Origin of the sequence: Pseudohongiella sp. SYSU M77423 (assembly GCF_029911965.1) — a bacterium.
Classification (GTDB): domain Bacteria; phylum Pseudomonadota; class Gammaproteobacteria; order Pseudomonadales; family Pseudohongiellaceae; genus Pseudohongiella.
Genome location: NZ_JARYTH010000002.1, coordinates 507,401 through 521,256, shown reverse-complemented (window position 1 = coordinate 521,256; position 13,856 = coordinate 507,401). Strand labels below are relative to the sequence as shown.

13 protein-coding genes and 1 tRNA gene are annotated in these 13,856 nt (G+C 56.5%); 6 read left to right on the top strand and 8 right to left on the bottom strand.

All coding sequences use genetic code 11. The annotated features are described in order from the left end of the window. Nucleotides 1-88: 88 nt before the first annotated feature. Entirely contained in the window at nucleotides 89-580 is a 492-nt protein-coding gene (locus QGM61_RS06155) for an AAA family ATPase (protein WP_281132351.1), read from the top strand. On the opposite strand, the gene QGM61_RS06150 is transcribed toward QGM61_RS06155, so the two are convergent. The 7 genes from QGM61_RS06150 to QGM61_RS06120 all read right to left on the bottom strand — a co-directional run bounded on the left by QGM61_RS06150 (nucleotide 571) and on the right by QGM61_RS06120 (nucleotide 8,453). Further along, nucleotides 571-2,388 carry an MDR family MFS transporter gene (locus QGM61_RS06150; protein ID WP_281132350.1) on the bottom strand — a complete coding sequence of 606 codons (1,818 nt, stop codon included), beginning with the start codon at nucleotides 2,386-2,388 and terminating at the stop codon, nucleotides 571-573. The genes QGM61_RS06155 and QGM61_RS06150 overlap by 10 nt on opposite strands. A gap of 28 nt (nucleotides 2,389-2,416) precedes the next feature. Next, nucleotides 2,417-2,878 carry a MarR family winged helix-turn-helix transcriptional regulator gene (locus tag QGM61_RS06145; RefSeq protein WP_281132349.1) on the bottom strand — a complete coding sequence of 154 codons (462 nt, stop codon included), beginning with the start codon at nucleotides 2,876-2,878 and terminating at the stop codon, nucleotides 2,417-2,419. Between the two features lie 166 nt (nucleotides 2,879-3,044). Further along, nucleotides 3,045-3,139 (bottom strand) — tRNA-Sec (locus tag QGM61_RS06140). 12 nt (nucleotides 3,140-3,151) lie between these two features. Beyond that, on the bottom strand, nucleotides 3,152-5,047 hold the full coding sequence (gene selB, locus QGM61_RS06135; RefSeq protein WP_281132348.1) for a selenocysteine-specific translation elongation factor: 1,896 nt from the start codon (nucleotides 5,045-5,047) through the stop codon (nucleotides 3,152-3,154). Next, nucleotides 5,044-6,453 (bottom strand): L-seryl-tRNA(Sec) selenium transferase, encoded by a 1,410-nt coding sequence (gene selA, locus QGM61_RS06130; RefSeq protein ID WP_411268753.1) that lies wholly within the window; start codon nucleotides 6,451-6,453, stop codon nucleotides 5,044-5,046. Before selA ends, selB begins: the two co-directional genes overlap by 4 nt. 15 nt (nucleotides 6,454-6,468) lie before the next feature. Further along, nucleotides 6,469-7,020, bottom strand: coding sequence for a UGSC family (seleno)protein (locus tag QGM61_RS06125; RefSeq protein WP_281132346.1), 552 nt, complete (start codon nucleotides 7,018-7,020; stop codon nucleotides 6,469-6,471). Beyond that, on the bottom strand, nucleotides 7,017-8,453 hold the full coding sequence (locus tag QGM61_RS06120) for a thioredoxin family protein (RefSeq protein ID WP_281132345.1): 1,437 nt from the start codon (nucleotides 8,451-8,453) through the stop codon (nucleotides 7,017-7,019). Before QGM61_RS06120 ends, QGM61_RS06125 begins: the two co-directional genes overlap by 4 nt. A 165-nt stretch (nucleotides 8,454-8,618) precedes the next feature. Here QGM61_RS06120 and QGM61_RS06115 point away from each other — a divergent pair, with 165 nt between their 5' ends. Beyond that, nucleotides 8,619-9,035, top strand: a complete 417-nt coding sequence (locus tag QGM61_RS06115) for a thiol-disulfide oxidoreductase DCC family protein (protein WP_281132344.1) — start codon at nucleotides 8,619-8,621, stop codon at nucleotides 9,033-9,035. A 21-nt stretch (nucleotides 9,036-9,056) separates the two neighbouring features. Here QGM61_RS06115 and QGM61_RS06110 read toward each other — a convergent pair whose 3' ends face one another. Further along, nucleotides 9,057-9,734 (bottom strand): hypothetical protein, encoded by a 678-nt coding sequence (locus QGM61_RS06110; protein WP_281132343.1) that lies wholly within the window; start codon nucleotides 9,732-9,734, stop codon nucleotides 9,057-9,059. Nucleotides 9,735-9,941: 207 nt separating this feature from the next. Between QGM61_RS06110 and QGM61_RS06105 the strand changes: the two genes are divergently transcribed. From QGM61_RS06105 to QGM61_RS06090, 4 genes are all read left to right on the top strand, one after another. Beyond that, the gene (locus QGM61_RS06105) at nucleotides 9,942-10,850 is read left to right on the top strand and encodes a helix-turn-helix domain-containing protein (protein ID WP_281132342.1); all 909 of its coding nucleotides are present in this window, start codon (nucleotides 9,942-9,944) and stop codon (nucleotides 10,848-10,850) included. Between the two features lie 85 nt (nucleotides 10,851-10,935). After that, nucleotides 10,936-11,583 carry a DsbA family oxidoreductase gene (locus QGM61_RS06100; protein WP_281132341.1) on the top strand — a complete coding sequence of 216 codons (648 nt, stop codon included), beginning with the start codon at nucleotides 10,936-10,938 and terminating at the stop codon, nucleotides 11,581-11,583. Between the two features lie 66 nt (nucleotides 11,584-11,649). Beyond that, a complete protein-coding gene (locus QGM61_RS06095; protein WP_281132340.1) occupies nucleotides 11,650-12,183 on the top strand; it encodes a methanogen output domain 1-containing protein in 534 nt (177 codons plus the stop codon). Next, nucleotides 12,180-13,790, top strand: a complete 1,611-nt coding sequence (locus QGM61_RS06090; protein ID WP_281132339.1) for a response regulator — start codon at nucleotides 12,180-12,182, stop codon at nucleotides 13,788-13,790. Before QGM61_RS06095 ends, QGM61_RS06090 begins: the two co-directional genes overlap by 4 nt. Nucleotides 13,791-13,856: the final 66 nt, after the last annotated feature.

Sequence of the window (13,856 nt, the reverse complement as noted above, 5' to 3'; positions counted from 1 at the left end):
GCGCGTCACACATTGTCAGTTTCGTGATGATGACCCTTGTGATGTAAATCCAACGGAATGGTTCAGCACCGAACAGGTAAGACAGACAATGAAAACAGGTCAATTGACTTTCTTCTGCGGAAAAATGGGCGCAGGCAAATCCACAAAATCGCTGGAAATTGCGAGAGCCAGCGGCGCTGTTCTGCTGTCGGAAGACGACTGGCTGGCATCACTGTATCCAGGCTGCATACAGACGCTGCAGGACTACATTGAATATTCGCGTCGCCTCAAACCGCCAATCAAAAAACTGGTGCAGGATATGCTGCTTGCCGGTACCGATGTTGTGATGGATTTTCCGGCCAATACCGTGCAGCAGCGGCAATGGTTCAGGGCAATTTATTCAGAGATCAATGCGCCGCATCAGCTGATCTTTATCAACCAGTCTGATGCGGTGTGTCTGGAACAGATCGCCAGGCGGCGCGAGTCACATCCGGAAAGAGCAGCAACAGACACCGAGGAAATGTTTGCGAGCGTCAGCAAACATTTTGTGGCGCCCACCGCGGATGAAGGGTTCAATCTCGTCACCATCAATCAGGCCTGAGCTTCACGCTCTCCATGTGCTCCCAGCGAAATCACCGGGATAAACGCTGTAATCAGCAGCCCGATCAGGCAGATCCACAAACTCGCACTGAACATCGATGTGATGGCATTGGAAAAAGCAGTACGTGTACCTTGCTGAATGGTGGTCACTGCAGTCTCTACCTGAGCGTCGATGCTGTCATGGTAAGCGGCAAGATAGCGCTGCGCGTTGGGGACTGCACTGTCGCTTTTGCTGCCCAGATATTCCACCAGTGGCGCCTTGAACTCATCAGGCAGCAGGGGATTGCCAACCACCTCCGACGCGGCGCTGCGGTCACCGGCAAAGGCCTGCTCCACCGTCGGGGCATACGCGTCGAACCGGGCACGCACCATGTCCTGCACTGCCTGCGGATTCATGGCACTGGACTGCGCCTGACTCATGTTCATTGACGCGCCGCTGCCTGCCATTTGTGGTAACTGTCTGGGAAGTTCAGTTGCCAGACTGCTGACCATGACTGCACCGAAGATGGCGACACCAACGGTATTGCCCACTTGCCGGAAGAATTGGGTAGAACTGGTTGCGACACCAATTTTTGCAATCGGAAATGCACTTTGCACGATCAGGTTGATCAGGCTTTGCGACGGACCCAGACCCAGTCCAACCACAACCATGGCAATATTCAATTGCGTGAGTGTGGAACTGGCATCAAGTCGTGTCAGCAGATAAACACCAGCCACCAAAATGATCACACCACCGACCATGTAGGCCTTGTACTTGCCCGATTTTGAAACCAGACGACCGCTGAGAATGCTGGTGAACATCAGTCCGCCCATCAGTGGCAACATGGCAAAGCCACTGCCTGTGGCGTCCACGCCCAGCACCACCTGCATGTAAAGAGGCATAAACATCACCGCGCCCATGAACGCCATGCCCAGAATGAACGAGGACAGATTGGCGAAGACAAACACCCGGCTTTTGAACAGATCGAGGGGCATGACCGCATCGGGCGTGCGTGACTCGACGGCAATAAAGGCGATCAGAGAGACCGCGCTGAGTGCAAACATGCCAAGCAATTGAGCAGAGTCCCAGGCGTAGCGGTTGCCACCCCAGGTCAGGGCGAGGAGGAAGGGGATAAACACCAACAGCAGCAGCGACGCGCCCAGGTAGTCGATTTTGCCACCCTGATGACTGTTAAGCGTGGGCATCTTTTTAGCGACCATGTACAGAGCAATCAGTCCCAGTGGCAGGTTTGCATAAAACACCCAGCGCCAGCCGGCAATCGGGTGACCAAACCACACACCACTGGCGTGATCAGTGAGCAGGCCACCGATGGTCGGTCCTATGAGACTGGCAAGCGCAAATATTGCGCCGAACAGCCCCATGAACTTGGCGCGCTTCATGGGTGGGTAAAGGTCGGCCACGATCCCGATGGCGCTGGTGAACAGAGCGGCGCCGCCAACCCCTTTGACTGCACGAAAGATGATGAGCTGCATCATGCCGTCACCGAGCAGGGGCAGATCACCAAACTCACCACTCATGCCACACAGCACCGAGCCGGCGAGGAAAATACTGATGCCCCACAGCAGAATGCGCTTGCGACCATACATGTCGCCGAGTTTGCCAAAAATTGGTACCAGCACTGTTGATGAAAGCATGTAGGCCGTGGTCACCCAGGCATACAGTTCCAGACCATTCAGGTCGGCCACAATGGTGGGCGTGGCGGTGGACAGGATGGTCATGTCCAGCGCGCCGAGCATGAATACAACAAGGATGGCGATCAGTGAAATACGGCGTTGCTGATCCGTGATCGCGGTTTGGGTGTCACTCATGGTGATTGTGTCCTGAATGGTGTCTTTTCTATTCGGGGGAGCTGGTCTTGCGCAGGGCATCGACCAGTTTTTTGTTAAGGCGCTCGTATTCCTGTAATTCGTCGGCACTCAGCGCCTCAAAAATTGGCGCCAGGTAAGAGGCCGCATTCTCTGTTCGGGCTGCCACCAGCTGTTCATATTTGAGGCCCAGCGTCACAACGGAGGCACGGCGATCGCGCGTGTCCTGACTGCGAATCAGCAGGCCTTTGTCGACGAGAGAATTAACGACCTGCGTCGCCGCACTGCTGCTGATCATGCGTGCTGCGGCAATCTCCTTGACGCTCATCGCACCCCGTGCGGCGATGGTCAGCAGTGTCATCTGCTGCGCCAGGCTGACATTGTCTTCGTTGTCATGGCACGACTGGTGAGCAGCCACCTGTTGCAGCATGGCGCGCCGGATGATCTGGAAGCTGCCAAGAATTCTGGAGATGGTCTGTTTGCGGCTGGGCATGATGTTTCAGGCTGCCTGTGTGACTGGCATTTAGGTAAGTAACTTAATAGATAAGTAGCTTACCTATATTTTGTGAATAGTCAAGATTCGTATCACCAGGGAGACATTAATGGAGGTCACGGAGACACTGAGGAAGCGCAAACAGAAAGCGGGGTAACAAAATTAATGGCGGAAGGACATGGGAGTCGAACCCACCAGACGCGCGCTGCGCATCTCACCGGATTTGAAGTCCGGGCGCCCCACCGGGGACGATGTCCTTCCATGTATGGCAACTTAATTCTTGCCCGGAACGGCCTCCTCACGCCAGGCTGCCTGCATGTATCGGCGCTCATCACGGTAGTATGTCACACCTGCGCGATCCAGATACTCAAGCACTTTAATGGTCAGGTTGCGGCCTATACCTGAGAGGTCACGATACTCGGCAGCTAAAAAACCGCCGTCACTGCTATTACGGCAAAGCTGCTGTGCCACTGCGGCAAGGTCATCCAGTTGCTCGGGCAGATAAAAGCGGTTGGGAGCCACTGGCAGCAGATACCCCCAGGCCTGCAGGCGGTGCAGAATGGCAAGCATCTGGTCTCGCGGCAATCCCAACTGATCGCCGAGCTCTCCGACAATTGGCGGACGTAATCCCGCCTTGCTGATGATGTCACGAATCTGTGGCCAATACTTTTGATCCTCAACCGGCAGTTGTGGCTGATGATCAGGCAGTGCCAGGATGCTGCCGTGTCGCCGGAGTTGCCCGTCGTTCAGCAATTGTTTGATGAGGGCCAGGCCGGTCGCTGGCGACAGTTCAGGTATTGCAGCTCTTAGCACAGACTGCTGGTGTGTGCCCAGCTGTTCAGGTTGTGAAGCGTGTGCCTTTGTCAGAAACTCCAGCAACAGCAATTGCGATCTTTGCCATCGGTTTTTGCTGAGAGCCATATCACCCAGTTTAACGACATCGGACCCTGCCAATAGCTTGTTGCACTGCGATTCGCTCAAATTCCAGCGTTGCGCGAATTTGGGTAACTCAATCTCAGCCTGGTGTTGAAGCTCGATAGATAGCGCATCGGCGGCAGATCGGATGCCAGCCAGTGCCCGTAGCCGCGCAATCGACCCGGGCTTGCTGCGGCCGCGTTGACGCCCCTGCGGATCCAGTACACGACCACCAGCCAGCGTGATATTGGCAGCAGGTTCACGCACGACCACTGTATCACCGACAATGCTGTGCACCGGTTTGTCGAGCAACAGTTGCGCCAACCCGGAAGACTCCTCCAGCCAGACCAGTCGACCGCTGACTGCTGTGGCGCCGCTGAGAATCTGCAGTGTGCCACGGTGCACATTTTGGTCCGGGAGCATGCGTAGCTGCACATCCAGTCGCTGACTGGTCTGCACCTTGTCGGTAGCCAGAAGCCAGTCACCGCGCTGTGGGTGCGCCTCGTTGATATCGCCCGTCAGGTTTAAGGCACCGCGTTGCCCGCTGACGATTTCAGTTGCAGGTTCTCCGTCAATCTGGATGCTTCGCAGGCGCAGCTGGCCTTCAGTGGCGGCCAGCTGCAGTGCGACTGGTTCTTTTGAGTTCAGCCTCCCATTCATAAGCGTGCCTGTCACCACACAACCTGCCCCTGAAACGGTGAAACGCCGGTCAACCAGGAAGCGGGGTGAACCCTCTGTGGCGCGCGCCGGGTTTGTCAGGGCCAATTCCCTGATGCATGTCTGCAGTTCGCCCATCCCGAGGCCGCTGACGGCATCGGTTACAACAACAGGTGAGCCTGCCAGACTGCTATCCGTGATGAGAGACCGGATAGCGCCCAGACAGTCATCTAATTGTTGCGGGCTGGCGCGATCTGCAGCGCTTATGACGATGATGCCGCGATCAATAGCAAGCAGGTCCAGCAGGGCGAGATGTTCACGTGTTTGTGGCATCAGACCTTCATCGGCGGCGACCACCAGCAGGGCGGCATGCGCACCGACCAGACCAGCCAGCATGGTGCGGATAAATTGCGCGTGACCCGGCACGTCAACAAAGCACAGCGCGCCTGCCTGCTTGTCGTGAAGCCAGGCAAATCCCAGGTCGATGGTCAGACCACGGCGTTTTTCTTCAGCCAGCTGGTCGGTGTCTTTGCCAGTCAGAGCTTTGATGAGAGTGGTCTTGCCATGGTCGACATGACCTGCGGTCGCGATAATCAAGCCGCTGTCTCCGGCACATAACGATGTGACAGCCATTGGCTGGCAAGGGTGTCTGGGTCTTCGACGCAACGACAATCAAGCAGCACACTGTCATCGGCTATGCGGCCTATGACTGGCACAGGCAGCTGTCTCAACTGGCTGGCCAGTTCCCGTAACTCCCGACTGCGGGCGCGTTTGTTGCCCAGTTGGCTGCGCAGGCGCAGTGCTGCACTGGGCAGTCGGTCCAGGGGCTGGGAACCGGAACCAATCTGGCTGAGCGTATCAGTACCATCAACGTCGATGCTGTCGCCGGTCCAGGATCTTAGCGCCGGCAAAAGAGCTTCAACTGTCGTCTGGATAGCAGTCTGTTCCCTGGCCAGCAGTCGCAGTACCGGGATGCGCTGGGCGAGTGTTTCCGGGTTGGCGTAAAGCCTGAGCACGGCGGACAGGGCGGCCAGCGTAAGCTTGTCACATCGCAGTGCGCGTTTTAGAGGACTTTTGCGAATGCGGGCAATCAGGTCTGCACGCCCGGCGATGATACCGGCCTGTGGTCCGCCCAGCAGTTTATCGCCGCTGAAGGTGACCACATCGACACTCTGGGCCAGTACATCGCGAACCACTGGCTCGGCCGGCAGTCCCAGATCCTGCATGTTGATCAAAGAGCCACTGCCCAGGTCCACCACCAGGGGTATGCCATGATCATGGGCTATCGCAGCCAGCTCCGATTCGCTCAGGCTGCTGGTGAAGCCCTGCACAGCGTAATTGCTGGTGTGTGCTTTAAGTAAAAGTGCAGTCGATTTGCCAATGGCATCGACGTAATCATGTGTATGTGTGCGATTGGTGGTGCCGACTTCGCGAAGTTTGCAGCCAGCGCGCGTCATGATGTCTGGCAGGCGGAATGAACCACCGATTTCGATCAGTTCCCCGCGCGAGACAATGACCTCCTTTCGCGAGGCGAGGGCGTTCAGTACCAGCAGCACTGCCGCAGCGTTGTTGTTGACGACTGTGGCAGCTTCCGCGCCGGTCAGACGGCAGATCAAGTCTTCGACATGAACGTCGCGGTCGCCGCGCCGCCCGCTGTCCAGCTCATACTCCAGGTTGCTCGCACCGCTGGCGACAGCGGTCATTGCCTCAATGGCTTCAGGTGGCAGGGGCGCACGTCCCAGATTGGTGTGAATGACAGTGCCAGTCAGATTGAAAACCGGCTTGAAGGAGGGCGTCAGCCAATCTTCCAGGCGGGTGCGAACATCAGAGAGCAGGGATTGTTCATCATGAATCAGGCCGTCGCGCCATCGCTGCAGACCTATACGCAGTGCATCCAGAACCAGCGTGCGGCCATGGCAGGCGATCAAATCTTTAACACCTGGCCAGGCAAGTGTTTTGTCAACCGAAGGTGGGCGTGTACTGGGGGCGCTACTCACATCCACGCCCCCTTTTCTGGCTCAGCTGGGCCCGGCTGTCCCGCCGAGGTTTTGATCTGCACACAGCAGGCGCAGAATTTCACCCAGAGCCTCGTCGGCCAGGGTGCGCATTTCCGCGTCGGTGCGGTTCTGAATCGGGTGCGGCACAAATACCATGGCCGGATCGAAACCCAGCGTTTTGCATTGTGCAGCTGCCGCATCAATAAACTCAGTGGAGGCAACTCCAACTCCCGGAATCTGTCGTGACTCCAGATCGGCTATGTCATGCATACAGCACGACGTGCACGATCCTCAGTCAGCCAGACCTTCTACCAACACATCCACTTCGCCCGCTATCTGCTGCTTGAGCTCAGTCGGGGCAGGGCGGGTGAATGTGGGTTTACTGTAGCGTTTGACCGAAACGCCAATGGCCGACAGTTGCTCCTCGATGCGATCAAGGAAAACATTGCCGCGCGGTTTGGAAATGTCCAGCAGACCAACGACCTTGCCATCCAGATTATCGGGTCTGGGCAGTCGGGCCCGCTCGGCCGGGGCGTTCTCGGCCGTCGGATCCAGCAGAATGGATTCGTTCATAATGTAACCTCTCGTGTGACAGGTGAAGAGCCTACCGGGCCAGAGGCGGCCCAGCCGGCGATGATCGCAGAAAACAGGCCGGCTGTGCCACCGGCGCGGACTATCAACAGGCCGCCCGGTCGGAACTTGGGCACCTGTTTATCTCTGAATTTTTCCGGAATACCCTCGGCCATGCCGCGTGCGCCCACCACCAGGTTTTCGCCCGGAGCCAACAGCAGCTGTTCAAGTGTCTCTCGCAGGCGCTGCTTGGACCAGCCAGCCTCGATAAAAATACGTGCATGATCGGGTGCCACCACCAGCACGGCATCGCCCGCCATGGCCAGTTTGACATTGTCCACCGCACGCAATGATTCGGCGATAGACCGTGCCAGCGACTCGGGGTCGCGCGACTTCTGATCAATGATGCCCTGCACACCCTCACCAGGGAAAATAGTCACAGCGGAGCGACCCGCCGGAATGCCGCGCTCCTGTGCCAGGGGCAGCCAGTCGCTGTCCTCGGCTTCGGCAAAGCAGAAGGTGTATTTGCCGGGATTGCCGAGCGTGGCCCGGTCAATTTCCCCGGGTCGGCCGCCGCCTACATTGCGTATGATGAGCTGCAAGGCCCGCCCAATCGTTGCATTGGCGCGATTACCCTGCCCCAGGGCATTATTGCCTGAGTTCATACCGATGGCTTTGGCGATCGGACCATTGACCATGATCATGGGGCTGCCGAACATGGTGGTGCAGATCAGGCCATGCAGGCCAAAGTCATCATCCAGTGACGCCTCCAGCGCTGCCAGCAGCACCGGCATGTATTCGGGTTTGCAGCCGGCCATGACGGCGTTGATGGCGACTTTTTCAATGGTGCACGGGACCAGATCTGGCGGCATTATGCCAATGACTTCCTGTGGGTCGCGCTGGGTGCCTTTTAACATGCGCAGCACGCGCACTGCTGTTGGCGGCACCACTGGCAGACCATCACTCCAGCCGCGGGCATAACAGGCTTCGATGGCATCATCTTCGGCGCTGACATCAATCTCGCGTGATTGCAGCTTTGTATCGCCAAACTCCAGTTCGAGCTTCTCCGCGATGCCAGGTTCCAGCGTTTTAGAGCCGCAGCCGGGGCGCATGACTGGCAGCTCTTCACCAAGGTCAGTGAGCCCGCTGATCGCCCGCCATTCCGCCTTGTCCCAGCCGTAAGTGCGCGCCGTTTCCTGCCCATTCTCAAAGCGTATCAGGGTTGGAACAAACTCAGTGTTCAGCCGCCAGGAGTGTTCCAGGCTCTGGTCAAAGTGAGTGCCCGGCAGGCTGGCCGCGAACTCAGGGTCATCCTGGACGAGCACCTGAATTGGGCCAGCAGCGGCAAGATCGGTCAGCAGGGGTTCGATCAGTCGGCAGGTAGGACAGTCTGCCTTGGCAACAACAACGAGGCCGTCGGCTGGTAGTGAAGTCATGGAGCTGCCTTATCAACAAAGATTATAGTTTTCACGGGTTCATTATTCCTGAAAGGTAGCGCCAGCCCGGAGAATTGTCCAGCCGCAACAGGCTGGCGGGCGTCCTGATCGAGAAGAGGCTTCCTGACGTACAAGTGGATAACCGACCTAACTGCGGAGATTTGCATGAAATTGCGTGTGTTCTACGACGGCAGTTGCCCGCTTTGTGCAGCCGAAATGAAACAGCTGGCTGCGGCGGACCGTCAGGGCCAGGTGGAGCTCCAGGATATCACCCAGCCGGATTTCAGTGAACGTTTTCCGCATATTGATCCGGTGGCGGCTGATCGTATTCTGCATGGCGAAACGGATGATGGAACCCTGCTGTACGGCCTTGATGTGACCGCGCGAGCGTGGAATCTGGCGGGTAAGGGCTGGCGGGTAAACTGGTTGCGCTGGCCGCTGATCCGTCCCGTGGCTGATCGGGTGTATCTGTTTTTCGCCCGGCACCGGCATCGTATCTCACGCCTGCTCACCGGGCGGGAACACTGCGAGGCTGGAACCTGCAGCCCCGCCGAGTCCAGACAACAGTCGTCGCGGCGCTAGACGAGGCTAAGGCCGTCGAACCTAGTCTTCGCTGACAGTTTCAACCACTTCCTCTTCGCCGGTGATTGCCAGATACAGAGCCGCGAAGGAAGCCTTGATCCAGATCAGCGCCGGGAATACACCCACTATCAGCAATACCAGGCCCAGAACGAATACAAAAATCGACACAATGGCCAGCAGAAAAATTCGCCAGGTGTGTCCCCGGGTCAGACGCCAGCTGGCTTCCACGGCTGCGATCGGATCCAGGTCTTCATCCATGACAAGGTAGGAGACAAACGCCAGACGGCAGGCGACATAAATGCCAGGGATGATAAAAACCACCAGGCCAATGCCTATCAGGCCGGCTGTCAGCAATGACGCGAGAATGACATTCACGTAATTATCAAAGCCATCAAAGATGCTTTTCACTTCTACCCGATCTCCGCGCACTCCACGCAGGAAAATCATGTCAGCACCATAGTTGATGATGGGATACAGCAGAACCAGGTATGCCGTCTCCAGGATACCAATCAGGGCTGAGACGTCGCCATGGTCGTCACCATCAATGTTGACCGGCATCATAAAAACGGTGAGCACCAGAACGGCCAGCAGGAATACCAGGAAGTTCTCCCGCATCTCGGACCAGCCGCGCCCAAGTGCATTTCCTACGCCCAATTCGAAGTCTTCTTTGTAAACGTTGTCCTGTAATTCATCGTTCATGGCGATCTCCACCTTTGGTTGAGTCTTGCAGGGAGAGTGACAGGGCTCTCGTGATGCCAACACTAGGTCTGATGCGCAATACTGCCAACCTACCAAAGTAGTGATTTGTGTTTTTATGCCATTTACTACTTTGGTAGGGGGTCAGAATTGTGGCCCGGTGCTATATTCCAGACCACAAGTTACCCGGGCCAGATTCCTTGAGCGCTAATGAGTCTTTTTAATAACTTCAACATCAACAGCCTGCCTCTGTGGATCAGCTTTATGCTGTGCCTTTCCATCACAGCGGGTGGTTTACTGGTGCTGTTTCGATTTCGCCAGACCCGCAACAGTAATAGCTTTCACTATCTGCAGTACTTTCTCATCCTGCTGTATGTGTACGGCTATTACAGCCTGTGGAGTGATATTCTGCTGTCCGGATTTTTGCAAATGGACAACGTGGAGGGTGTGGCGACCCTGGTGGCGCAGATGGGTGCCCCTTTTCTTTTGATCAGCCTGATCATGGTTCTGTTATGGGTAGCGCGCGTGCAGCAGCGGTCCTGGCCGCTATTGCTGGGCATCAGCATGATCGGAGGTGCTGCCGTTTTTGCTAGCCAGTACCTGTGGGCGGGGCCCCTTATGGACGGAGTGCGGTTGTTTTGCTCATCACTGGCGATGGTCAGTCTGCTGGTGGTAGCGGCAACTCTTGCGACGGGAAAGCAGGAAATTGTCACCGACAAGGGACGCCGACTGCTGATAGCGCTCGCGGCGGCAGCCGGCCTTATGCACCTGACCGTATTCAGTTCTCTGACAGACTATCAGCACTTCGACACGGTATTTGTGTTGTACTTCTATCTGCTGAATACCGCGCTGGTTGTGGTTTACACCTACCAGGCCACTGAGGGCTTGATGCGGCCTCAGCTGTCGCTGGATGATTTTCTGGTCAAACACGGTATCAGCAAGCGCGAGGCTGACATACTCAGGGGCATCTACGCCGGCAAAACCAACAAGGAAATCGCCGACGAGCTGTTTATCTCGCTGCAGACCGTCAAAGACCACTCCTCACGCATCTATCAGAAGACCTACGTGAAAAATCGCGCGCAGCTGATGGCGCTGGTGCGTGAAAGTCAGGAGGTCTGAAACAGCCGCCGCTCTTCCATCATCCTCCGGCAAGCCAGCTGCCGTGTTAGCATACGGTCATTGTCTGAATTGCGAGGATATTGACATGACAAACATCCAGATCGACATCGTTTCCGACATTGCCTGTCCCTGGTGTGCCATTGGCTACGCCCGTCTGGAGCGCGCCATGGCTCAGCTGGAAGCCGAGCACGAGTTTACGGTCAACTGGCATGCCTTTGAGCTGAATCCCACCCAGAGTGGTCAGGGCGAACCCATCCTGCCGGCGCTGGCCCGCAAATACGGCCGCAATGAGGACGAAATGCGCGAGGCGCAGGGCAATATGATGAGCATTGCCAAAGAGCTGGGAATCAACTTTGAAAAGTTACAGGAGCGCAGGACGGCCAATACCTTTGACGCCCATCGTCTGGTCAAGTGGGCCGCAGAGCAGGGAAAGCAGACCGCGATGAAACAGGCCCTGTTCGAGGCCTACTTTGGGCGCGCCCTGGATGTATCCGACCATGAAGTACTGCTGGATTGCGTTAAATCTGTCGGCCTGGACGTGACAGCTGCTGGCAAGGTGCTGGCGTCCGATCAATTTGCTGACGCAGTCCGCGAAGACGAGGCGATTTACCAGCGCGCGGGCGTGAACTCAGTGCCGGCCTTTATTATCAATAAGAAATACCTGATTTCGGGTGCACAGGATCCCGATGTGCTGGTAAAAGCCTTTCAGGATATCAGTGCGGAAGCAGCCTGAAGAGGGGCACCCGTCAGGCTGCAGTTGTGGTATTGTTAGTCGACAACAACAAGCAGGATGCCAGCTATGACTCAGTCCTATCAGTCAAAGATTCCGGTAAAAGAGCTTGATATACCGCTGGAGCGCGACGTATTCATGCGCTCTATGTTGCGTGAACTGGCCGGCGCGCTGCAGGATGTTGTTGGTATGGAAGAGGCCTCAGGTTTTGTCAGTCTGGTGGGCCAGCGCATAGGTGATCAGCTCAACAAAAGCTATCGCGAGGCACTTTCCCAGCGGCGCTTGAATCGAGAGCAGGTAGCGGATGTTCTGGTCGATCTTAAGCGACGCATCAATGGCGGGTTTTCAATTGTCGAGCAGAACGACGAACGCATCGTTTTGAGCAATACCCACTGTCCTTTTGCTGAGAAGATAGAGGGCCGCCCCGCACTGTGCATGATGACATCCAACGTGTTTGGAAATATTACCGCTGAAAATCTGGGCTATGCCCGGGTTGATCTTGAAGAAACCATTGCCGAAGGTGCTCCAGGCTGCAGAGTAGTCATCCACCTTAACCTGCCCATGGAGGAGCAGGTTACTGGCCGAGAGTATTTTCGCGGGTGAGCAGCAAGACTTCTGACATATCTTTCCTGCAGGCCGCTGAGCTGTTGCAGGATGCCTTGCTGGTGGTTGCCAGCGACGGCCTTATTCTGGGCGCAAATCGTGCTGCCAGACGCTTATTGACCAATTCTCGTCAGTCGATCGATGGCCAGTCGCTGTTAGCAATTGCGCATGGTGCTGAGGCCGATGTGCTCAAACTCCTTCGAGACGGGTCACGCACGCGAGAACGTCTGCCGGGTGTGATTGTTTTAAAGAGTGAGAACGGTCAACCGCTTCGTGTTCGCAGCTCGATACACCTGCTGACGCCCGCTACTGAAGAAAAACCTGCGCAACTGGTACTTCAATTGCGTGACGCAGACAGCGCACCAACAAAATTCAAGGAACTCTCCGATCGCGTAGCAAAAGTTACTGCGGCCCTGCATCGCCAGCAACGTGCAGAAGAGGAACGCCGTGAGCTTGAAGCCCAGATGCTGCAATCCCAGAAACTGGAAAGCCTGGGGGTCATGGCGGGCGGCATAGCGCATGACTTTAATAATCTTTTGACCAGCATCATCGGCTATTCCGAGCTGGCACGCGCTCAACTTCCAGAGCATTCGGCGGCCGGAGAGTTTGTTGATGCAGCAGTAACAGGAGCGCGCCGCGCTGCAGAGCTCACCCAGCAGATGCTGGCTTACTCAGGTAAAGGATCGCGAATCGTAGAGCCGGTCCAGTTGTCCCGGCTGGTCAAGGATATCACCCGGCTGCTGGAGGTTTCGATCTCCAAGAAATGTGTCATGCGCTTTGAACTGCCAGAAGACCTGCCGGCATGTATGGCCGATGCCACGCAGCTCCGGCAGGTGATCATGAACCTGATCATCAATGCGTCTGATGCGATCGGAGACAGAAGTGGCGTGATCTCAATAACGACGGGTGCGGCCTGGTGTGATCAGGAATACCTTGCTGACAACTTTATCAATGACACCCTGGAAGAAGGTCTTTACGTGCATCTTGAGGTGGCAGACACCGGTAAAGGCATGACTGCTGATGTTCGCGCACGTATATTTGATCCGTTTTTCACTACCAAGTTTACCGGGCGCGGTCTCGGACTGGCAGCGGTGCTGGGTGTAATACGCGGCCACAAGGGAGCGATTCGGGTTTACAGTGAGCCAGGACGAGGCACTACGTTCAAGGTGTTGTTGCCAGCCGCACCGGGGGTGGAGCCACAGTCAGCCAAGACAGACAGTGAGTCTGAACAATGGCAGGGGTCTGGCACCGTGCTGGTAATCGACGATGAAGAGAGCATTCGCGCACTGGCACGCCACATGTTGATGCGCATGGGTTTTGAGGTGGCAACAGCATCTGATGGTCGCGAAGGGGTCGAGGTGTACCGGGATATGGCCGCCAGCAATCCGCTGGTGTTGCTCGACCTGACGATGCCGCATCTGGACGGGGCGGCGGCATTTGCCCAGCTGCGTCGTATCAATCCGAAAGTCCGGGTCATTGTGATGAGTGGCTACGGCGAACAGACTATTGATACGCAGTTCGCAGGCAAGGGGCTGGCTGGTTTTCTGCAAAAGCCATTCCGCCTGGCTGAGCTGCGTGATGTGGTCAAGTCTGCAGTAGAGCCTTAGTCGACCTGCCCCAGCCTTCGTCAGGTCTGTTATCTTATTACCCCCTCAGTGTTATACAATTCGCGC

Excerpts from the sequence above, each read along its gene's own strand:
- QGM61_RS06095 (WP_281132340.1), top strand. The coding sequence starts at position 11,650 with ATGACTCAGTCCTATCAGTCAAAGATTCCGGTAAAAGAGCTTGATATA.
- QGM61_RS06115 (WP_281132344.1), top strand. The coding sequence starts at position 8,619 with ATGAAATTGCGTGTGTTCTACGACGGCAGTTGCCCGCTTTGTGCAGCC.
- QGM61_RS06120 (WP_281132345.1), bottom strand. The coding sequence starts at position 8,453 with ATGACTTCACTACCAGCCGACGGCCTCGTTGTTGTTGCCAAGGCAGAC.
- QGM61_RS06110 (WP_281132343.1), bottom strand. The coding sequence starts at position 9,734 with ATGAACGATGAATTACAGGACAACGTTTACAAAGAAGACTTCGAATTG.
- QGM61_RS06155 (WP_281132351.1), top strand. The coding sequence starts at position 89 with ATGAAAACAGGTCAATTGACTTTCTTCTGCGGAAAAATGGGCGCAGGC.
- QGM61_RS06145 (WP_281132349.1), bottom strand. The coding sequence starts at position 2,878 with ATGCCCAGCCGCAAACAGACCATCTCCAGAATTCTTGGCAGCTTCCAG.
- QGM61_RS06105 (WP_281132342.1), top strand. The coding sequence starts at position 9,942 with ATGAGTCTTTTTAATAACTTCAACATCAACAGCCTGCCTCTGTGGATC.
- QGM61_RS06150 (WP_281132350.1), bottom strand. The coding sequence starts at position 2,388 with ATGAGTGACACCCAAACCGCGATCACGGATCAGCAACGCCGTATTTCA.
- QGM61_RS06100 (WP_281132341.1), top strand. The coding sequence starts at position 10,936 with ATGACAAACATCCAGATCGACATCGTTTCCGACATTGCCTGTCCCTGG.